This window comes from Streptomyces sp. NPDC057950 (assembly GCF_042887295.1).
GTDB lineage: Bacteria > Actinomycetota > Actinomycetes > Streptomycetales > Streptomycetaceae > Streptomyces > Streptomyces kaempferi.
Genome location: NZ_JBHVPP010000027.1, coordinates 63863 through 82247, shown reverse-complemented (window position 1 = coordinate 82247; position 18385 = coordinate 63863). Strand labels below are relative to the sequence as shown.

The 18385-nt window shown below is 69.8% G+C and carries 11 protein-coding genes; 8 read left to right on the top strand and 3 right to left on the bottom strand.

What is annotated here, in order from left to right; genetic code table 11:
- Window positions 1–203: 203 nt before the first annotated feature.
- Complete coding sequence (gene gmd, locus ACFVTC_RS35930; protein ID WP_168530781.1) at window positions 204–1217, bottom strand: GDP-mannose 4,6-dehydratase; 1014 nt, start codon at window positions 1215–1217, stop codon at window positions 204–206.
- A gap of 152 nt (window positions 1218–1369) precedes the next feature.
- Between gmd and ACFVTC_RS35925 the strand changes: the two genes are divergently transcribed.
- A complete protein-coding gene (locus tag ACFVTC_RS35925) occupies window positions 1370–2314 on the top strand; it encodes a GDP-L-fucose synthase family protein (protein WP_390132902.1) in 945 nt (314 codons plus the stop codon).
- A gap of 71 nt (window positions 2315–2385) precedes the next feature.
- Here the strand turns inward: ACFVTC_RS35925 and ACFVTC_RS35920 are convergent, their stop codons facing one another.
- Window positions 2386–3789 carry an exopolysaccharide biosynthesis polyprenyl glycosylphosphotransferase gene (locus ACFVTC_RS35920; RefSeq protein ID WP_390132900.1) on the bottom strand — a complete coding sequence of 468 codons (1404 nt, stop codon included), beginning with the start codon at window positions 3787–3789 and terminating at the stop codon, window positions 2386–2388.
- Window positions 3790–4083: 294 nt separating this feature from the next.
- Here ACFVTC_RS35920 and ACFVTC_RS35915 point away from each other — a divergent pair, with 294 nt between their 5' ends.
- From ACFVTC_RS35915 to ACFVTC_RS35890, 6 genes are all read left to right on the top strand, one after another.
- Window positions 4084–5313 (top strand): LCP family protein, encoded by a 1230-nt coding sequence (locus ACFVTC_RS35915; protein ID WP_390132897.1) that lies wholly within the window; start codon window positions 4084–4086, stop codon window positions 5311–5313.
- 112 nt (window positions 5314–5425) lie between these two features.
- Complete coding sequence (locus ACFVTC_RS35910) at window positions 5426–6937, top strand: glycoside hydrolase family 71 protein (RefSeq protein ID WP_390132895.1); 1512 nt, start codon at window positions 5426–5428, stop codon at window positions 6935–6937.
- Between the two features lie 351 nt (window positions 6938–7288).
- Entirely contained in the window at window positions 7289–9874 is a 2586-nt protein-coding gene (locus ACFVTC_RS35905; protein ID WP_390132893.1) for a carbohydrate-binding protein, read from the top strand.
- Window positions 9875–10016: 142 nt separating this feature from the next.
- Window positions 10017–10448 carry a discoidin domain-containing protein gene (locus tag ACFVTC_RS35900; protein WP_390132891.1) on the top strand — a complete coding sequence of 144 codons (432 nt, stop codon included), beginning with the start codon at window positions 10017–10019 and terminating at the stop codon, window positions 10446–10448.
- Window positions 10449–10965: 517 nt separating this feature from the next.
- Window positions 10966–14526 (top strand): choice-of-anchor D domain-containing protein, encoded by a 3561-nt coding sequence (locus ACFVTC_RS35895; RefSeq protein ID WP_390132889.1) that lies wholly within the window; start codon window positions 10966–10968, stop codon window positions 14524–14526.
- 153 nt (window positions 14527–14679) lie between these two features.
- Complete coding sequence (locus ACFVTC_RS35890; protein WP_390132887.1) at window positions 14680–16650, top strand: discoidin domain-containing protein; 1971 nt, start codon at window positions 14680–14682, stop codon at window positions 16648–16650.
- Window positions 16651–16804: 154 nt separating this feature from the next.
- On the opposite strand, the gene ACFVTC_RS35885 is transcribed toward ACFVTC_RS35890, so the two are convergent.
- A complete protein-coding gene (locus ACFVTC_RS35885; protein ID WP_390132885.1) occupies window positions 16805–17428 on the bottom strand; it encodes a TetR/AcrR family transcriptional regulator in 624 nt (207 codons plus the stop codon).
- 243 nt (window positions 17429–17671) lie between these two features.
- Here ACFVTC_RS35885 and ACFVTC_RS35880 point away from each other — a divergent pair, with 243 nt between their 5' ends.
- Entirely contained in the window at window positions 17672–18076 is a 405-nt protein-coding gene (locus ACFVTC_RS35880) for a nuclear transport factor 2 family protein (RefSeq protein WP_390132883.1), read from the top strand.
- Window positions 18077–18385 lie beyond the last annotated feature (309 nt).

Sequence of the window (18385 nt, the reverse complement as noted above, 5' to 3'; positions counted from 1 at the left end):
CCATTGCCTCGGCGTGCCCGTCCGTGTTTCCCCTGATCCGCACGGGCCGCGTGAACTGTTTGCTCGCGAACCATACGAGTACATGACACGCCATGGAACGCACTTGACTCATCTAGTGGGAAATTTCGATGTGTTCACGGTCATCCCGTGACGCACGGCGGTCGCATCCGTCTGCGCGTCCGCCCTTCCGCGGTCGGCCGTCGTCAGCGGTCGATACGCACGACGGCACCCGCGAGTTCCTTCTCCACCTGCCGCACATCGGCGTCGACCATGATCCGCGCCAGCTCCTCGACCAGGACGGTGGGACGCCAGCCCAGCGTCTCGCGCGCCTTGGACGCGTCACCGATCAGCGCGTCGACCTCGCTGGGGCGCTCGTACTTGGGGTCGTAGCGCACGTGCTCGTTCCAGTCGAGGTCGGCGTGGGCGAACGCGGTCTCCAGGAACTGCCGCACGGTGGCCGGGACTCCGGTGGCGACCACGTAGTCCGTCGGCTCGTCGTGCTGGAGCATCCGCCACATGGCCTCGACGTACTCGGGTGCGTACCCCCAGTCGCGGACCGCGTCGAGATTGCCCAGGTAGAGACGGTCCTGAAGGCCGGCCTTGATCCGGGCGACGGCGCGGGTGATCTTACGGGTCACGAAGGTCTCGCCCCTGCGCGGCGACTCGTGGTTGAACAGGATGCCGTTGACCGCGAACATGCCATACGCCTCGCGGTAGTTGACCGTCGTCCAGTACGCGAAGACCTTCGCGGCGCCGTACGGGCTGCGCGGGTGGAAGGGGGTGTCCTCGGTCTGCGGGGGCGGTGTGGATCCGAACATCTCCGAGGACGAGGCCTGGTAGATACGGGTCTCGACCCCGCTCGCCCGGATGGCCTCCAGCAGCCGCAGCGTACTGAGTCCGGTCACGTCACCGGTGTAGAGCGGCGCGTCGAAGGAGACCCGCACATGGGACTGGGCACCCAGGTTGTACACCTCGTCCGGCTGTATCTCGCGCAGCAGGTTCACCAGCGCCACCCCGTCCGCGAGGTCGGCGTGGTGCAGCACGAAGCGGCGCTCGGCCTCCTGGGGGCCCTGGTAGATGTGGTCGATCCGCTCGGTGTTGAAGCTGGACGACCGCCGCACCAGTCCGTGCACCCGGTATCCCTTCGACAGCAGAAGCTCCGCCAGGTACGAGCCGTCCTGCCCGGTCACGCCGGTGATCAGCGCGGTCTTGGTCATGCGGGGTTCCCCTCCCTGCCGGACCCGCCGCGGGGGCGGATCCGGTCCGTACGCCCGCGAAGCACGGGTCGTATGTCGTGAACTATTGGAAATGTCACCTGAGTTGGTGATACGGGCATACTGATCGCGCGGTCCCTGGCATGATCCGGCTCATGACCGCATCGCTCCTGCCCGAACGCGCCCGTGTCTACGTCGCCGGCCACCGTGGCCTGGTGGGCTCCGCCGTGGCCCGCCGGCTCGCCGCCGAAGGACACGAGGTGCTCACCCGTACCCGCGCCGAACTGGACCTGCGCGACGCCACGCGCACCGCCGCCGAACTGGCCGCCCTGCGCCCCGACGCGGTGGTGCTCGCCGCCGCGAAGGTCGGCGGCATCATGGCCAACAGCACCCAGCCGGTGCAGTTCCTGGAGGAGAACCTCCGGATCCAGCTCAGCGTGATAGCCGGGTCCCACGCCGCCGGCGTGGGACGCCTGCTCTTCCTCGGGTCGTCCTGCATCTATCCCAAGTACGCCCCCCAGCCGATCAGCGAGGACGCGCTGCTGACCGGTCCGCTGGAGCCCACGAACGAGGCGTACGCACTCGCCAAGATCGCGGGCATCGTCCAGGTGCAGTCCTACCGGCGGCAGTACGGCGCGTCGTACATCAGCGCCATGCCGACCAATCTCTACGGGCCCGGTGACAACTTCGACCTGGAGACGTCGCACGTCCTGCCCGCGCTCGTCCGCCGCTTCCACGAGGCCGCGGCCGAGGGGCGCGAGGAGATCGTCCTGTGGGGCAGTGGCACCCCGCGCCGGGAATTCCTGCACGTGGACGACCTCGCCGCGGCGTGCGCCGTACTGCTGCGCTCCTACGACGGTGACGAGCCGGTCAACGTCGGTTGCGGCGACGACCTCACCATCAGCGAACTGGCCGCGACGGTCGCCGAGGTCACCGGCTTCACCGGCCGTATCGCCTGGGACACGAACCGGCCCGACGGCACCCCGCGCAAGCTGCTCGACATCTCGCGGATCGCGGCACTCGGCTGGAAGCCGGCGATCCCGTTGCGCGACGGCATCGCCGCCACCTACGCCCACTGGCGCGACGGCGCCGACGGCTGACGGACCCGGCTGGTTCACGGGCCCCGGCGCGCGGCGCGCGCCGGGGCACTGTGCGGTCACGGGCGGCGCTCTCAGTAGGCCCCGCGGCCGTCGACGACGGCGCGGAACGTGCGGGCCATGACATCCACGTCACTGGTGAACGACCAGTTGTCGACGTAGCTGAGATCCAGCTGAATCGTTTCGTCCCAGGAGAGGTCCGAGCGACCGCTGATCTGCCACAGACCGGTCATGCCCGGCCGTACGGACAGCCGGCGCCATTCGACGGGCGTGTAGTGCGCCACCTCGTCGGCGAGCGGCGGACGTGGACCTACCAGGGACATGTCACCCTTGAGGACGTTGACCAGCTGGGGCAGTTCGTCCAGCGAGGTGCGGCGCAGCAAGTGCCCGACCCGGGTGACCCGGGGGTCACGACGCATCTTGAACATCAGTCCGTCGTTCTCGTTGTCCGCGGCCAGTTCCGCCTTCTGGCGGTCGGCGCCGACCCGCATGGTGCGGAACTTCCACATCACGAAGGGGTGCCCGGCCCGGCCGACGCGTTCGTGGAGGTAGAGCACCGGCCCCTGCGAGGACAGCTTCACCGCGGTCGCGACCACCAGCAGCACCGGCGCCAGCGCGAGCAGGCCCAGCAGGGCGATGCTGCGGTCGAGGATCCCCTTGAGCAGTGGCTGCATGCCCTCCCGTACGGGAGGGGCCACCCGCAGCAGTGACATCCCGCCCGCGGATCCGGTCTCCAGACGCTTGACGGACACCTCCACCAGACCGGGCGCCACGAAGAGTTCGATGCCGGCGTCGTGCAGGCCCCAGGAGAGACGGCGCAGCCGCTCCCCGGAGGTCGCGGCGCCCGGGACGACCAGCACCAGATCGGCGCCGAGACGGTGCACCGCGCTGATGACCAGGTTGGCGTCCTCCCCGGGTGCCTCCGGCTGCGCGGCGGCGAGCCGCTCCCCGGTCCGGATCCCTGAGGCGAACGGGCCCGGTCCCACCGGGACGGCGCCCACCGCCACGTACGGATGGTCGGTGCGCGCGGCGAGATGCGCGGTGACCCCGTCCGCGGCGGCGGCCTCGCCCACCACCAGGACCTTGATCACCGCTTGCGCCCTGCGGCGCACCGACGCGAGATGACGGTGCACCGCCTTGTGGCAGAGCAGTGTCAGCACCAGGGCGGGCAGCAGCGCCGCCAGACACAGCGGCGCGCGCAGCCGCGCACCGGCCGCCGCGTGCCCCACCGCGAGCACACCCAGCAGGATGAACCAGTCGTGGAGCACCGGAAGCGTGCCCCTGCTCTCACCGATGGACCGCGCCGCGTAGCGCGAGCGGAACAACTGGACGCCCGCCCAGGCGAGTCCGGCGACGATGCCGGTCGGCACCGCCCGCCGCTGGTGTGCGGCGAGGAACGTCAACGCGACCGGAACGCCGGCGCCGACAAGGTCGGTGATCAGCGATGCGGGTAGATACCAGCGGGACTTGCGTCCCATCCAAAGCGAGGAGCGCGCCCGCGAGCGCGCCCTGCGTGATCTGTCGGACTCAGTGGCCTGAACATCCCACATGTACCCCCCCAGGCACATTCAGCAGCACGAATTACCGAACGTCGCGAACACCTATTCGTCGAACATGCGGCACGATGGTGAACAGTACGGCAAACTTGTGTACGCATGTGAGCGTTTACCTGAACGTCATGGAGAAGTGCCGAGCCGTATGAAATCCCGGGCCGGCCCGGCTGGTTGATCTCGCGGATGCCGGACTGACGGGAAGGTGTACGAACGTCGAACGTGCTGGCTACAGTGTGCGCCCGGTACGGAAGGGGCCGTACCGCGCTGATGTGGGGGTGCGTGGTGGGGGACAAGAGCACGACTGAGGCCGAGGTGACGGGCCGGGACGAACTCGCGGACCGCGAGGAGAAGGCGGGCGGAGCCGGCTCGGCGGGGGCCGAACCCGGGGACGTCCAGGAGCCGGCAGGAGACCCGTCGGACGAGGCGGTCGACGCCTCCGGACAGCCGAGTGCGCGGCCCCGGCGGCGCAGAAGCCGTGCGCGTCGAGTGCTCCTCGGGGCGCTCGTACTGTTCGCCGTGGGGCTGCTCATGGTGGGCGGAGTCGTCTGGTGGGCCGTCGAGCACTACACCGGGAACGTCGACCGCATCTCCGGAGTCTTCCCGACCCAGGTCCCCGCCGCGGCGCAGCCGGCACCCTCCGAGGGCGGTCAGACCTTCCTGCTCGTCGGCGTCGACAGCCGCTCCGAGCTGCCCACCACGGGTCGCGACGCCAAGGCCCCCGAGTGGAAGTACGGGGCCCAGCGCAGTGACACGATGATGCTCGTCCACCTCCCGGCCGACCATTCCGGCGCGTACGTCGTCTCGCTGCCCCGCGACGCGTGGGTGGACATCCCCGGACACGGAAAGGCCAAGCTCAACGCGGCCTTCTCCTGGGGCGGACCTCCCCTCCTCATCGACACCGTGCAGCGGCTGACCAAGGTGCGCGTCGACCATCTCGCCGTCATCGACTGGGACGGCTTCAAGAACCTCACCGACTCGCTGGGCGGAGTGGACCTCGTCGTCGACGGCGCCAGCCGCCACATGAACGGCACCCAGGCCCTGACCTACGTACGTGAGCGCCACCACCTGGCCCGCGGCGACTTCGACCGGACGCACCGTCAGCAGTACTTCCTGCGCACGGTGCTGGCGAAGGTCATGCGCCCTTCGACCTTCACCAACCCCGTCAAGGCCGGCAAGGTGCTGGACGACCTCACCGCCGCCGTGAGCGTCGACGACCGGCTCGGCGACGGCGACCTGCGCGACCTGCTGTGGGACAACAGGAACGTGCGCCCCGGGAACATGGTGTTCATGAACGCACCCGCCAAGGGGACCGACATGATCTCCGGCCAGTCCGTGGTCCTCCTGGACGCCGGTGCCGGAGCCGACCTGTGGCGGTCCATGCGCAAGGACACCATCGACGCCTACCTGCGGTCGCACGACGTCGACCGGCTCGGTGCTACGACATCCTGACGGGACGGCGATGGCCACCCCGGCGCCCCTCCGATGACGTCTCGCCACTCAACGGGGAGCCCATACCGTACAGTTCGCCCCGGTGGCCCATCGGCGTCCGCGGAGGACACCCATGACGGAACAGCCCGCTCGTCCAGCGCGCCGGCACGGCAGGCCGTCAGGCCGACGGCGGCGCAGCGCACTCGGTGCCGTTTTCGGCCTGCTCCTGATCGGGCTGATCGCCGGCACCGGACTGGCCCTCGACCGGGAGGACGCCGCGCCCCGCGCCGAGCGGACGAACACCGCGGCGCTCCCCTTCGACCTGCCGGCCGCCGGTGTGCTGCGCGACGGCCCGCACAAGGTCTTCGCGCACTACTTCCCGCCGTACCCGCTCTCCCTCGACAACCAGCCCGCCGCGCACGACTACTACGCCCGCAACTACCTCACGCCACAGGGCGAACAGGGCAAGCACGCGGCCTACGGCGGACTGCTGCGCGACCGGCCCCTGCCCGTGTCACCGTCCGACGGCGACTGGCAGCTCGCCAATCTGGAAACCGAGGTGAGGACCGCCCGTGACTCCGGGATCGACGGATTCACCGTCGACATCCTCTCCCTGACCGGCGCCAATCGTCAGCGCGTCGACATGCTGCTGCGCGCGGCGCTGCGCGTCGATCCAGGCTTCCGCATCGTGCTGATGCCGGACATGACCTCCCTGCACACCGACCCGCGCACTCTCGCGGACCAGTTGGCCCTGCTCGCCGCGTCCCCGTCCGCATACCGGCTGGCCGACGGCCGCCTCGTGGTCTCCCCGTTCAAGGCCGAGGCCCAGGACCCCGCCTGGTGGGGCCGGTTCACCGCGCGACTGCTCGACCACGGCATCGGCACCGCGCTGGTCCCGGTTTTCCTGGATTTCCGCGCCAACGCGGAGAGGTTCGCTCCGCTCAGCTACGCCTTCTCGTCCTGGGGCAATCGCAGCTACACCCGTCAGGACAACGTTCCCGGCGACATCCAGCTCGCGCACGCGCTGGGGAAGAAGTGGATGCAGGCCGTGTCCGTGCAGGACGCCCGGCCCAATCAGGGCATCTACGACGAGGCCGGCAACACCGCCACCCTGCGGTCGACCTGGAACCACGCGATCTCCGACGGTGCGGACTGGGTGCAGCTCACCACCTGGAACGACTACTCGGAGGGCAGCCAGTTCGCCCCCTCGCTGCACAACGGCCGCACGTATCTGGACATCAGCTCGTACTACCTCACCCGTTTCAAGACGGGGGCCTGGCCGCGGATCGTCCGCGACACCGTGTACGTCACCTCCCGTGTCCAGTTCACCGATGGCGGCGGTGCCTCGCTTCAGCCCCGCCTGATGCGCCCGCGTCCGGGCACCGCGCAGCCGCGTGACCAGGTGGAACTGCTCACCTACCTGACGGCGCCCGCCGCGGTGTCCGCGCGCGTGGGCACGGTGCCCCACGCCTACCGCGCTCCCGTCGGCGTGTACGCCCAGGACATGCCGCTGAGTCCGGGCAGGACCGAGGTCGTGATCCGCCGCGCGGGGGACACCGCCGCGGCCGTCACGACCCGCTATCCGGCGCGGCGCACGGCCACGGTGCAGGACCTTCAGTACTACGCGGTCTCCAGCGGACGGTGAATCGGCGGACGAAGGCGCGGATGTGCGGCTGTCCCAGCCGTCACCGGTGCCGCATCGGTCGGCCGCTCGCGGTACTCCAGCCGTAGATCGTGGTCTCGCCTGGGCGTGACCGGGCGCGACAGTCCCCACCAGCCCCGCATCCGGGCACTGCCGATCCAGCCGGGTCGGCAAGGCGCTGCAGTCGGAGGACCCCGAGATCCGGCCACCGCGTGACCCACTTTTTGCGGAGCTGAGCAAGAAACTTGCAATTATTTGCGTGATTAATTCTTTGTCTCGTCGGAAACTAGCGGGCTGAATGAGGGCTCTGTACGGTCGGGGCGCCGGTTTCCCGACTCCGTGAAGGAGCATCACATGCTGACGATCCCCGGACCCGGGCGCGGCATCCGCCGCACCGGGCGGCGACTGGCGGTGGCCGCCGTCGCCGCGGTCGGCGCGATGTGCGTGTCCGTCTTACCGGCCACCGCCGCACAGGAGGCGCCGCCGTCCAAGGCGCTCCCGGCCGGCCCGGCCGCCGAAGCCCCCCGACAGGCGCAGGCACGGACGAGCGCGGCGGTCGGTGCGACGACACCGTTCTCGGTCTACGAGGCCGAGGAGGGAACGCCGGGCGGGGGCGCGGCCGTCCGGTCGCTCACCTCGTCGCCGACGACGCAGTACTCGAGCGCCGCCTTGGAGGCTTCGGGCCATTCCTACGTCCACCTGGGCGGCACGGGCCAGTCGGTGCAGTGGACGAACACCACCGGGCGGCCGATCTCCTTCGTCAACGTCCGTGCCGGCATCCCGGATTCGGCATCCGGCGGAGGAGTCACCGGGACACTCGCCCTGTACGTCGACGGCGTGTTCCGGCAGGAGCTGAACCTCAACTCGCGGCAGAGCTGGGTGTACGAGGGGAACGGCAACTACAACACGAGCGACGACCAGAACCCGGCGGACGGCGATCCGAGGGTCTCCTGGGACGAGTCGCACGCCTTCGTCGCCGGGTCCCCGATCCCGGCGGGCGCCACGTTCTCGCTGCGCAAGGACTCCGACAACAGCGCGTCCTTCTACGACGTGGATTCCCTCGACGTGGAGAACCCGCCGGCGCCGCTGACGCAGCCGGCGAACTCGGTCTCGATCACGAGCTGCGGTGCGGTGGCGGACGACAGCCCGACCAACGGCGCGGCCGACGCCCGGTCGGTGGACAGCCGGTCCGCCATCCAGAACTGCGTCGACCAGGCCCGCTCGCAGGGCAGGACCCTGTGGATCCCGCAGGGCACCTTCTACGTGAAGGGCACGGGGGGACTGAACGCCCAAGGGATCACCATCGCGGGTGCGGGCATGTGGTACAGCACGATCTACCGTGACGTCCCGATCCCCAACAGCACACCGCTCCCGGCACTGTTCAACCTGACCTCCTGCACCGTGCGGAACTTCCACATCGACGCCAACGCCGTCAGCCGGAGCACCATCGGCGGGGACGGCGGCGCGATGGACACCACCGGCACCGACTGGCTGGCCGACGGCATCTGGACCCAGCACACCATGTCGGGCTTCTGGGCCTCCGGCACCGGCGGGAGGGTGCAGAACAGCCGGCTGACATCGATCTGGGCGGACGGGATCAACGTCAACAACGTGTCGCTGGGCGCGGACACGGGGAACGACCTGACGGTCACCGGCAACTTCGTCCGCGGCACCGGGGACGACGCGATCGCCATCAACTCGGTCGACTACAACACCGACAGCGACGGTTCCAAGACCTTCTACCAGCCGATGAGCAATGTCACGGTCAGCGACAACACCTCGATCGCACCGTGGGGCGGCAAGGGCGTCGGGATCTACGGGGGCAGCGGCCACCGGATCAAGGACAACTACATCAGCGACACGGCCCGTTACATCGGCCTGGGAGCCGGGCGCTTCGGTGTCAACGGCAGTGACCTGCTGTCCGCGACCGTGACGGGCAACACCGTGGTCCGCTCCGGCGGCAACGCCTACAGCCAGGGCCAGCCCGCCCTGCACATCGGCAACGGCGGCGACGGACAGAACGCCGGGATCGTCGACAAGGTCACGGTGACCGGTAACACCGTCACCGACTCCCTCTACGACGGGATCGGCTTCTCCACCTCGACCCACACCCTGCTGCAGGACAACACGGTCAGCGGTCCCGGCCGCAACGGCATCGCGATCTCCCCGCCGTTCTACCCCGCGCCCACCGGTTCCGCGACCATGACCGGCAACACGGTCACCGGGCTCCGCTCCGGCACGTCGGCCTTCGTCAACAACTCCAGCGGCTTCGTCGCGACGCTGAGCGACAACCACTGGCCACCGGCCGCTCCCGAGGGCCCCTACGGCGGCACCCCGGCCGCCGTGCCCGGCACGGTGCAGGCGGAGAACTACGACACCGGCGGCCAGGGGGTGGCCTACGACGTCACCTCCGTCAACGGCAACGCCAACGCCTACCGCGCCGACGGCGTGGACCTGGACAACACCTCGGACACCGGGGGCGGTTACAACCTGGGCTGGACCAGCGGCGGACAGTGGTTCCGCTACACCGTGGACGTCGCCACGGCCGGCAGCTACACCCTCGGCCTCCGGGTAGCGGCCCCGTCCGCGGTGGCCGGCGCGCTGCACCTGTCGGACGCCGCCGGGACCGACCTCACCGGAGCCGTCGACCTGCCCGCCACCGGCGACTGGCAGACCTGGGCCACCGTGGCCACGCAGGTGGTCCTGCCGGCGGGCCGACAGATCCTGACCCTCCATCAGGACACCGGCGGCTGGAACATCAACCACCTCGGCTTCACCGCGGGGAGCGGCTCGCCGTCGGGCACCCTGACCGCGTCCCCCGGATCACTGACCTTCGCCGGCCAGGCGCTGGACACGACCAGCGCCGCGCAGACCGTCACGGTCACCAACTCCGGCACCGCCACGGCCACGATCGATCGCCGGGGTCACCGCCGGCGATGACTTCGCGCAGACCAACACCTGCGGCACCTCCCTGGCCGCCGGAGCGCACTGCACGGTCTCCGTCACCTTCGGACCCACCGCCTCCGGCACGCGCACCGGGACCCTCACCCTGACCGGCGGCCAGTCCGACAGCCCGACCACGGTGGCCCTGTCGGGCACCGGCACCGCCCAGACCGATCTCGCCGCGGGGAAGCCGACCGGCGAGTCGAGCCACACGGACGTCTACGCCTCCGCCAACATCACCGACGCCAGCCGGTCCACCTACTGGGAGAGCGCCAACAACGCGTTTCCGCAGTGGGTCCAGGTCGACCTGGGCTCGGCCCGGAGCGCCTCCCGCGTGGTCTTGCGGCTGCCCGCCACCTGGGGCGCCCGTACCCAGGTCATGAGCCTCGGCGGCAGCACCGACGGCACCACCCTGAAGCCATCGGCCGCGTACACCTTCGACCCGAGCACCGGCGACACCGTCACGCTCACCTTCCCCGCCGCCACCCAGCGCTACTTCCGCGGCACCGTCACCGCCAACAGCGGCTGGCCCGCGGGCCAGGTGTCCGAGTTCCAGATCTGGAACTCCTGACCCCCTCTCCGACGGTGCCGCCGGACACTCCGTCCGGCGGCACCGTCGACGTGCCCGGGTCACCCGAGGGCGGAGCGCTGCGACCGCCCGTCATGCCGGTGATCGCCGGCCGGGGGAGGGCACCGATGGCGTCCGCGCGCGAGACGCCGCGCACCGGCCCGTGGAGCGCGACCGTTCCGTCGCCGCGGTCCCCGGGACGGCCGGCTGCCGACCGCGGCCCGAGGTCGCATTAGATCTTGCGGGCTACATTTTTCATATTGCAAAGTCCTGTTCAGTTATTGCGCGTTCATGTCATGGATATTACGGTCCCCCTTGCGTCGTCACCGTCCCCCCTCATCTCCCCGCCCCCGTCCTTCCCTCGAGTCGCTTCGCCGATCGCGGCCCATGGGTCCGGTGAGGTGTCCGGCTCCGTGCCGGTATGCGCCGATTGTTTGCGTTCCGACTTGTTTCCCGTCCCTCCCTGTCCGGCGGCGCCAGTGGAACAGTTCCGGCATTTCGTGATGAAAGGAGTGGTCCAATGTTCCATTCCATCCGAGATCTGAGACGAGCCCTCGTCTGGGCGGTCACCACCGCGATGGTGGCCGCCATCGGCGTCCTGGCTCTGGCCGTCCAACCCGCTCTGGCGGCGACCGCCGCCACTGGCGGCAGCGGCGCGAGCCTGCCGTACGTCGAGGTGCAGGCGGAGAACTCCGCCACCAACGGCACGTCCATCGGCCCGAGTTACACCCAGGGGCAGCTGGCCGACGAGGCGTCGTACCGCAAGGCGACGACGCTGCAGGGAACCGGCAAGTACGTCACGTTCACCACGCCGGTGGCGACCAACTCGATCAACTTCCGCTACAGCATCCCCGACACCTCGAACGGCTCGGTCTACACCGCCTCGCTGTCGCTGTACGTCAACGGCGTCAAGCAGCCCGACTTCACCCTGACCAACGCCTACAGCTGGTACTACGGCAGCTACCCCTTCACCAACTCGCCCGGCAGCAACCCCCACCACTTCTACGACGAGGCCCACCGCCTGTTCTCCACCACCTATCCGGCGGGAACGACCTTCAAGCTGCAGGTCGATTCGGGGGACACGGCCTCCTCGTACACGATCGACTTCGCCGACTTCGAGCAGGTCGGCGCCGCGTCGGCCGCACCGTCTGGGTCGGTGTCGGTGACCGCCAAGGGCGCCGACGCGACCGGTGTGAACGACGCGACCAGCGCGTTCAACGCCGCGATCAGCGCCGCCGGACCCGGCGGCACGGTGTGGATCCCGCCGGGCACCTACAACATCCCCGGCCACATCAGCGTCAACAACGTCACGATCGCCGGCGCCGGCATGTGGTACTCGACCGTCACCGGCACGGCACCCGGCTTCTACGGCAGATCCGCGCCCTCGGCGAGCACCGGCGTGCGTCTGCAGAACTTCGCGATCTTCGGCAATGTGCAGGAACGCGACGACAGCGCCCAGGTCAACGGCATCGGCGGCGCGATGAGCGACTCGACCGTCTCCAGCGTGTGGATCGACCACATGAAGGTCGGCGCCTGGATGGACGGGCCGATGGACGGGCTGACGTTCAGCGGCATGCGCATCCGTGACACCACCGCCGACGGCATCAACTTCCACGGCGCCGTCACCAACTCCAAGGTGACCAACAGCGACATCCGCAATACGGGTGACGACGGCATCGCCACCTGGGCCGACTCGGGTATCGGAGCCGACGCCAACGACACGATCTCCGACAACACCGTGTCCCTGCAGATCCTCGCCAACGCCATCGCGATCTACGGTGGCCACGACAACACCGTCAGCGGCAACCGGGTGGTGGACACCGGCCTCGCCCAGGGCGGCGGCATCCACGTGGGGCAGCGCTTCACCTCGACGCCGGTCGGCACCACCACGATCTCCGGGAACACCATGATCCGGGCCGGCAGCCTCGACCCGAACTGGCAGTTCGGCGTGGGCGCACTGTGGTTCGACGGCAGCCAGGGCGCGATCACCGGCCCGATCAACGTGACCAACGCGCTGATCCAGCAGAGCCCTTACGAAGCCGTCCAATGGGTCGAGGGCACCATCAGCGGGGTCAACCTCAACAACGTGACCATCGCCGGGACCGGAACCTTCGCCCTGCAGGAGCAGACCGGCGGCGCGGCGAAGTTCACCAACGTCACGGCCACCGGTGTCGGCAACTCCTCCCCGGTGTACAACTGCTCGGGCGGCAACTTCGTCATCACCGACGGTGGCGGCAACTCCGGCATCAGCGGCACGCCGTACTGCGGTGGCTGGCCGGCTCCGGTCTACCCGCCGTACCCGGCCGAAGGCGTGACGGCCACCCCCGGCGCGCTGAACTTCGGTTCGGTCGCGACCGGTTCGACAAGCGCCGCGCAGACCGTGACGGTCTCCAACCCGACCGGCACAGCCGCGTCGGTCTCGTCGATCTCGGCCGGCGGCGACTACTCCCAGACCAACACGTGCGGCTCGTCGATCGCGGCGAACGGCTCGTGCACCGTCAGTGTGAGGTTCGCGCCGACGGCGACCGGCAGCCGTAGCGGCTCTCTGACCGTCAACGCGGGCGGGACCACCAACACGGTCAGCCTCTCCGGTACGGGCACCGCGCCGGGCCCGGTGCTGAGCACCGACCCGGCGAGCCTGTCCTTCGACGGTACGGTGGTCGGCTCGTCGGCAGCCGCGCAGACGGTGACGGTGACCAACTCGGGCACCGCGTCGGCGAACGTCTCCGGTGTCGCGGCGACCGGTGACTTCAGCCAGACCAACAACTGCTCGACCCTCGCGGTCGGCGCGTCCTGCACGGTGAGCGTCGGGTTCAAGCCCACCGCGGGCGGATCGCGCGCCGGCAACCTGACCGTCACCAGCAACGCCAACAACAGCCCGACCACCGTGTCCCTGTCCGGCAGCGGTATCGACAGCGGCACCGACATCGCCGCCGGACGGCCCGCGACGGCCAGTTCGAGCAGCAGCCCGTACGTTCCCTCGAACCTCACCGACCCGGACGCGTCGACGTACTGGGAGAGCGCGAACGGCTCGTTCCCGCAATGGGCCCAGGTCGACCTCGGCCGGAACTTCAGCGTCGGCAAGGTCGTGCTCAAGCTGCCGCCGGCGACGGCGTGGTCGGCCCGCACACAGACCCTGTCGGTGCAGGGGTCCACGGACGGGTCCAGCTTCTCGACGATCAAGGCGTCGGCCGGGTACACCTTCGACCCGAACGCCAACGACAACACGGCCACGATCACGTTCAACGCCGCCACCGCGAGATACGTGCGGGTGAACATCAGCGCCAACTCGGGCTGGAACGCCGCCCAGTTGTCGGCCTTCCAGGTGTTCCCGAGCGGCGGCGGCTCCTCGCCGGCGACCCTGTCGGCCGACCCGGCGTCGCTGTCGTTCCCCAGTCAGGCGCTCAACACCGCCAGCGGCGCGCGGACCGTCACGGTGACCAACACCGGTACCGCGGCCGCGTCCCTCTCCGGCGTCACCGTCACGGGCGACTTCTCGCAGACGAACACCTGCGGGACGTCGATCGCGGCGGGCGCCTCCTGCACGGTGGACGTCACGTTCAGGCCCACCGCGTCCGGCACCCGCACCGGCGACCTCAGCATCGCCGGCAACGCGTCGAACGGCACGACCACGGTCGCGCTGACCGGCGTCGGGGCCGGCGCGGCGAACCAGAACCTGGCGGCCGGGAAGCCCACCACCGAGTCCGGCCACGCCGACGTGTACGCGTCGTCCAACGTGACGGACGGCAACCAGGGCAGCTACTGGGAGAGCGCCAACAACGCCTTCCCGCAGTGGGTGCAGGTGGACCTCGGTTCCGCGCGGAGCGCGAGCCGAGTCGTCCTCCAGCTCCCGGCCGGCTGGGGCGCCCGTAACCAGACGTTGTCCCTGTCGGGCAGCACCGACGGCTCCGCCTTCACCACCGTCAAGTCGTCGGCCACCTACACCTTCGACCCCGCCACCAACAACACGGTCACCCTCACGTTCGCGGCGGCCACCCAGCGCTACTTCCGGGTGAACCTCACCGCGAACACCGGCTGGCCGGCCGGCCAGATCTCCGAGTTCCAGGTCTGGAACACCTGATCCGACCCGTGGGTGCCGCCGGGCGCGCTCGTGCCCGGCGGCACCCACCCGATCCGACGGGCCCGGCCCCCCACAGGGGCACGGTCGGCGCCGGTCACCCAAGTCCGCACGCCCGTGGTCGACGGACGTCGACAGCCGACCGGAGGAGTCCAGATGGGTGTCACACGCAGGGTCTTCCTGCAGGCCGCGATCGCGGCCACCGCGGTGGGAACGACGGGAGTCGCCGGGACCGTGCTCGCCGCGCCCGCGTCGGCGGCGGGCTCGCCGGGCGATGTGGTCGGCAAGGTCAGCGTCGGCTACCAGGGCTGGTTCGCGTGCGTCGGCGACGGCGCCCCCATCAACGGCTGGTGGCACTGGACCCGGAACTGGGGGCAGCCGCCGTCGCCGTCCAACACCGGTATCAAGTGCTGGCCCGACCCGCGCGACTACACGAGGACCTATCAGACGTCGTACGCCGCCCTCGGCAACGGCCGGCCCGCCACGCTGTTCTCCTCGTACGACCAGCAGACGGTGAACACGCACTTCCTGTGGATGCAGCAGAACGGCATCGACACCGCGGCACTGCAGCGCTTCAACCCCACCGGCGGCGAGGGCCCCACCCGCGACGCCATGGCCACCAAGGTGCGCAGCGCCGCCGAGTCGTACGGCCGCAAGTTCTACGTCATGTACGACGTCACCAACTGGACGAACATGCAGTCCGAGATCAAGACGGACTGGACGGACAAGATGTCCGCGCACAGCGCGTCCCCGGCGTACGCGAGGCAGAACGGCAGGCCGGTCGTCTGCATCTGGGGCTTCGGCTTCGACGACGACAACCATCCCTTCACGGCCGACGCCTGCCTCGACGTCATCAACTGGTTCAAAGGCCAGGGCTGTTACGTCATCGGCGGTGTCCCGCGCGAATGGCGGACGGGCACCGGGGGCTCACGGGCCGGCTATCTCGGCGTCTACCACGCCTTCCACATGATCTCGCCGTGGATGGTCGGCGCCATCGGCAACGTCGCCGAGGCCGACAACGCCTACACCACCTACACCGTCGGCGACCAAGCGGACTGCAACGCCAACGGCATCGACTACCAGCCCTGTGTGCTGCCCGGCGATCTGTCCGGACGCCAGCGCGCGCACGGCGACTTCATGTGGCGGCAGTTCTACAACGTGGTCCGGGCCGGGGCACAGGGCATCTACATCTCGATGTTCGACGAGTACAACGAGGGCAACCAGATCGCCAAGACCGCCGAGACCCAGGCATGGGTGCCCACCAACTCCGGGTTCCTCGCCCTCGACGAGGACGGCACCGCCTGCTCCGCCGACTACTACCTGCGCCTGACCGGCGACGGCGGCCGCATGCTCAAGGGCCTGCTGGCGCTGACCGCCACCCGACCCACCCGGCCGATCGTCCCCACCGGCGGCGACACCGCACCGCCCGCCGCGCCGGGTGCGCTGACCGTCAGCGGACACACGAGCGACTCCGTCTCGCTGGCCTGGAACGCCTCGGCCGACAACGTCGGTGTCACCGGCTACCGGGTCCTTCAGGTGTCCGGTTCGACCAGCACCCAGGTGGGCACCACCGGCGCCACCGCGTTCACGGTGACCGGACTCGGCGCGGCCACCGTGTACACCTTCGACGTCGTCGCCCTCGACGCGGCGGGGAACGTGTCGGGGCCCTCCAACCAGGTCACCGTCACCACCGACGCCCCGTCCGGCAATGTCGACCTCGCTCTCCACCGCCCCACCACGGAGAGCGGTCACACCCAGACGTACGCCTCCGACAACGCGACCGACGGCGACGCCAACACCTACTGGGAGTCCACCAACAACGCTTTCCCGCAGTGGCTCCAGGTCGATCTGGGCACCTCCACCGGCGTCAGGCGGATCGTCCTGCGGCTTCCCCCGGCGGCCGCCTGGGGCACCCGCACCCAGACCATCTCCGTCCAGGGCAGCACCGACGGCAGCTTCGCCACGCTTCTCGCATCGGCGGGTCACACCTTCGACCCGGCGACCGGGAACACCGCGACCCTCACGCTGCCTTCCACCGTCACCACCCGCTACGTGCGGCTCACCTTCACCGCCAACAGCGGCTGGCCGGCCGGGCAGGTCTCGGAGTTCCAGGTCTTCGGCGTCTGATGAGCGGAGGGCCCCGACCTCGCGGTCGCGGCCCTCGTCGCGCTGCGGGCGACTCCACCGGGCAGGCGTGCCCGGACCGCACCACCACCTCGCCCGGCGCCCGCCCGTACGGCGGCACCGGTCCGCTCGGCCCTTCCCTTGACCCGCCGGGGCCTCAGCCCTCCGTGCGAGGTGGGTCCGTCCTGGGGATCAGGGCCACGGCGGATCGCGCCGTCCGCTCCAGCATCGCCCCGTCGACATCGGCCTTGGCGATGGAGTCGATGCCCCTGATGACGCTGAGCAGCAGATAACCGAGAGCTGAGGAGTCGACGTGCTCGGCCACTTCGCCCGCGTCCTGGGCGTCGCGGATCGTGGCCGCGAAGGTGCCGGCGAGATCGTCGAACGCGCGGCGGGCCGTCTGCGCCACCTTCTCGTCCTCGCCCGCGCGGTCCGCGGTGACCTTGGTGAGGAAGCACCCGCGGTGGGGCGACTCACCGGCGAAGGTGTCGGCGAGGGTGACGAGGTAACGCTCGAGTCGTGCCATCGGCGACGGGAGCACCGCTTGCGGGCCGCCCCGCAGTTGCTCGCGGGCCTGGGCGACGAGGTCCTGGCAGTAGTCCGAGAAGACACGTACGTACAGGTCGTGCTTGTTGCCGAACGCCTTGTAGATGCTGCCCTTGCCGAGGCCGGTCGCGTCCATGAGGTCATAGGTGGAGGTGCCGGCGAACCCGGTCACCCAGAACCGGTCGCGTACGACATCGAGCACAGCGGCCTCGTCGAAGCCTCGCTTTCGTCCCATGCGCCTACGGTACGCCGTTGTGGTCCGTTCGGTCCACAACGGTCGGGGGTGCGCGGGAGCCGCCGTACGGGCGTCGGCGACCTCGCGGACGAGGGCGGTGATTTCACTCGCGCTCGACCGCGGCGCTCTCGGCGTCGGCCTCCTCCGTACGGTTTGTTGACCAAGTGGACCACTTCGTGTTTATAGTGGTCCACTTGGTCAACAAACCTTGTGATCGTCGTCGTCCCACCTCTGGAGGTGCACATGAAAACGCCCGAACAGAAGAACAAAGAACTGGTACTGAACGCGTTCGACACGCTTTTCGGCAAACGTGACTATGCGGCAGCCGAGGAGTTCTGGTCGGACGACTACGTTCAGCACAGCAGGCACATCCCGCCCGGCCGTGAAGGGCTGTTCGGTCTCGTCCGGTCCCTCCCCGAAACGCTCCGTTACGAGAACCAGTACGTCATCGCGGAAGGTGACTACGTCATGCTCTACGGCCGCTACTCCGGAAGCGGAGCTCCCGCCGCCTCGGTGGTGGCCGACGTGGTCCGCATCGAGAAGGGAAAGCTCGCCGAGCACTGGGACGTCTGGCAGGACGAAGCCACCCGCGCCGAATCCGCCGGCGACGCGCCCATGTTCGGTGACGAGTTCCCTCCCGGCCGATGAGCGGGGCAGGTGGGTTCCGACCGGGCCCACCTCGTCCGGGCCGGCCGCCTTGCGGTAGCCGTCGATGAACGCCTCCGTCCGTCCGCTCGTCGAACTCGCCGAGGGGCTCGGAGCCCTCGTTCCGGTGCCGGCCCGCCGGACCGGGACCGGGGGAGGGCCCGCGGAAACGGGTACGCGGAAGCGGGTGTGAGTGGGCCCGCGTCGGCGCTCGCCCGCCGTGGCGTCGGCACCGGCACCCAGCCGAGGCCACCGCCGGCGGACTTCCCCGCGCGAGACCGCCTCCTGTCCACGGGCGGGGCCGGGTGTGCG

Excerpts from the sequence above, each read along its gene's own strand:
- ACFVTC_RS35890 (WP_390132887.1), top strand. The coding sequence starts at position 14,680 with ATGGGTGTCACACGCAGGGTCTTCCTGCAGGCCGCGATCGCGGCCACC.
- ACFVTC_RS35905 (WP_390132893.1), top strand. The coding sequence starts at position 7,289 with ATGCTGACGATCCCCGGACCCGGGCGCGGCATCCGCCGCACCGGGCGG.
- ACFVTC_RS35920 (WP_390132900.1), bottom strand. The coding sequence starts at position 3,789 with ATGGGACGCAAGTCCCGCTGGTATCTACCCGCATCGCTGATCACCGAC.
- ACFVTC_RS35910 (WP_390132895.1), top strand. The coding sequence starts at position 5,426 with ATGACGGAACAGCCCGCTCGTCCAGCGCGCCGGCACGGCAGGCCGTCA.
- ACFVTC_RS35895 (WP_390132889.1), top strand. The coding sequence starts at position 10,966 with ATGTTCCATTCCATCCGAGATCTGAGACGAGCCCTCGTCTGGGCGGTC.
- ACFVTC_RS35885 (WP_390132885.1), bottom strand. The coding sequence starts at position 17,428 with ATGGGACGAAAGCGAGGCTTCGACGAGGCCGCTGTGCTCGATGTCGTA.
- ACFVTC_RS35880 (WP_390132883.1), top strand. The coding sequence starts at position 17,672 with ATGAAAACGCCCGAACAGAAGAACAAAGAACTGGTACTGAACGCGTTC.
- ACFVTC_RS35925 (WP_390132902.1), top strand. The coding sequence starts at position 1,370 with ATGACCGCATCGCTCCTGCCCGAACGCGCCCGTGTCTACGTCGCCGGC.
- gmd (WP_168530781.1), bottom strand. The coding sequence starts at position 1,217 with ATGACCAAGACCGCGCTGATCACCGGCGTGACCGGGCAGGACGGCTCG.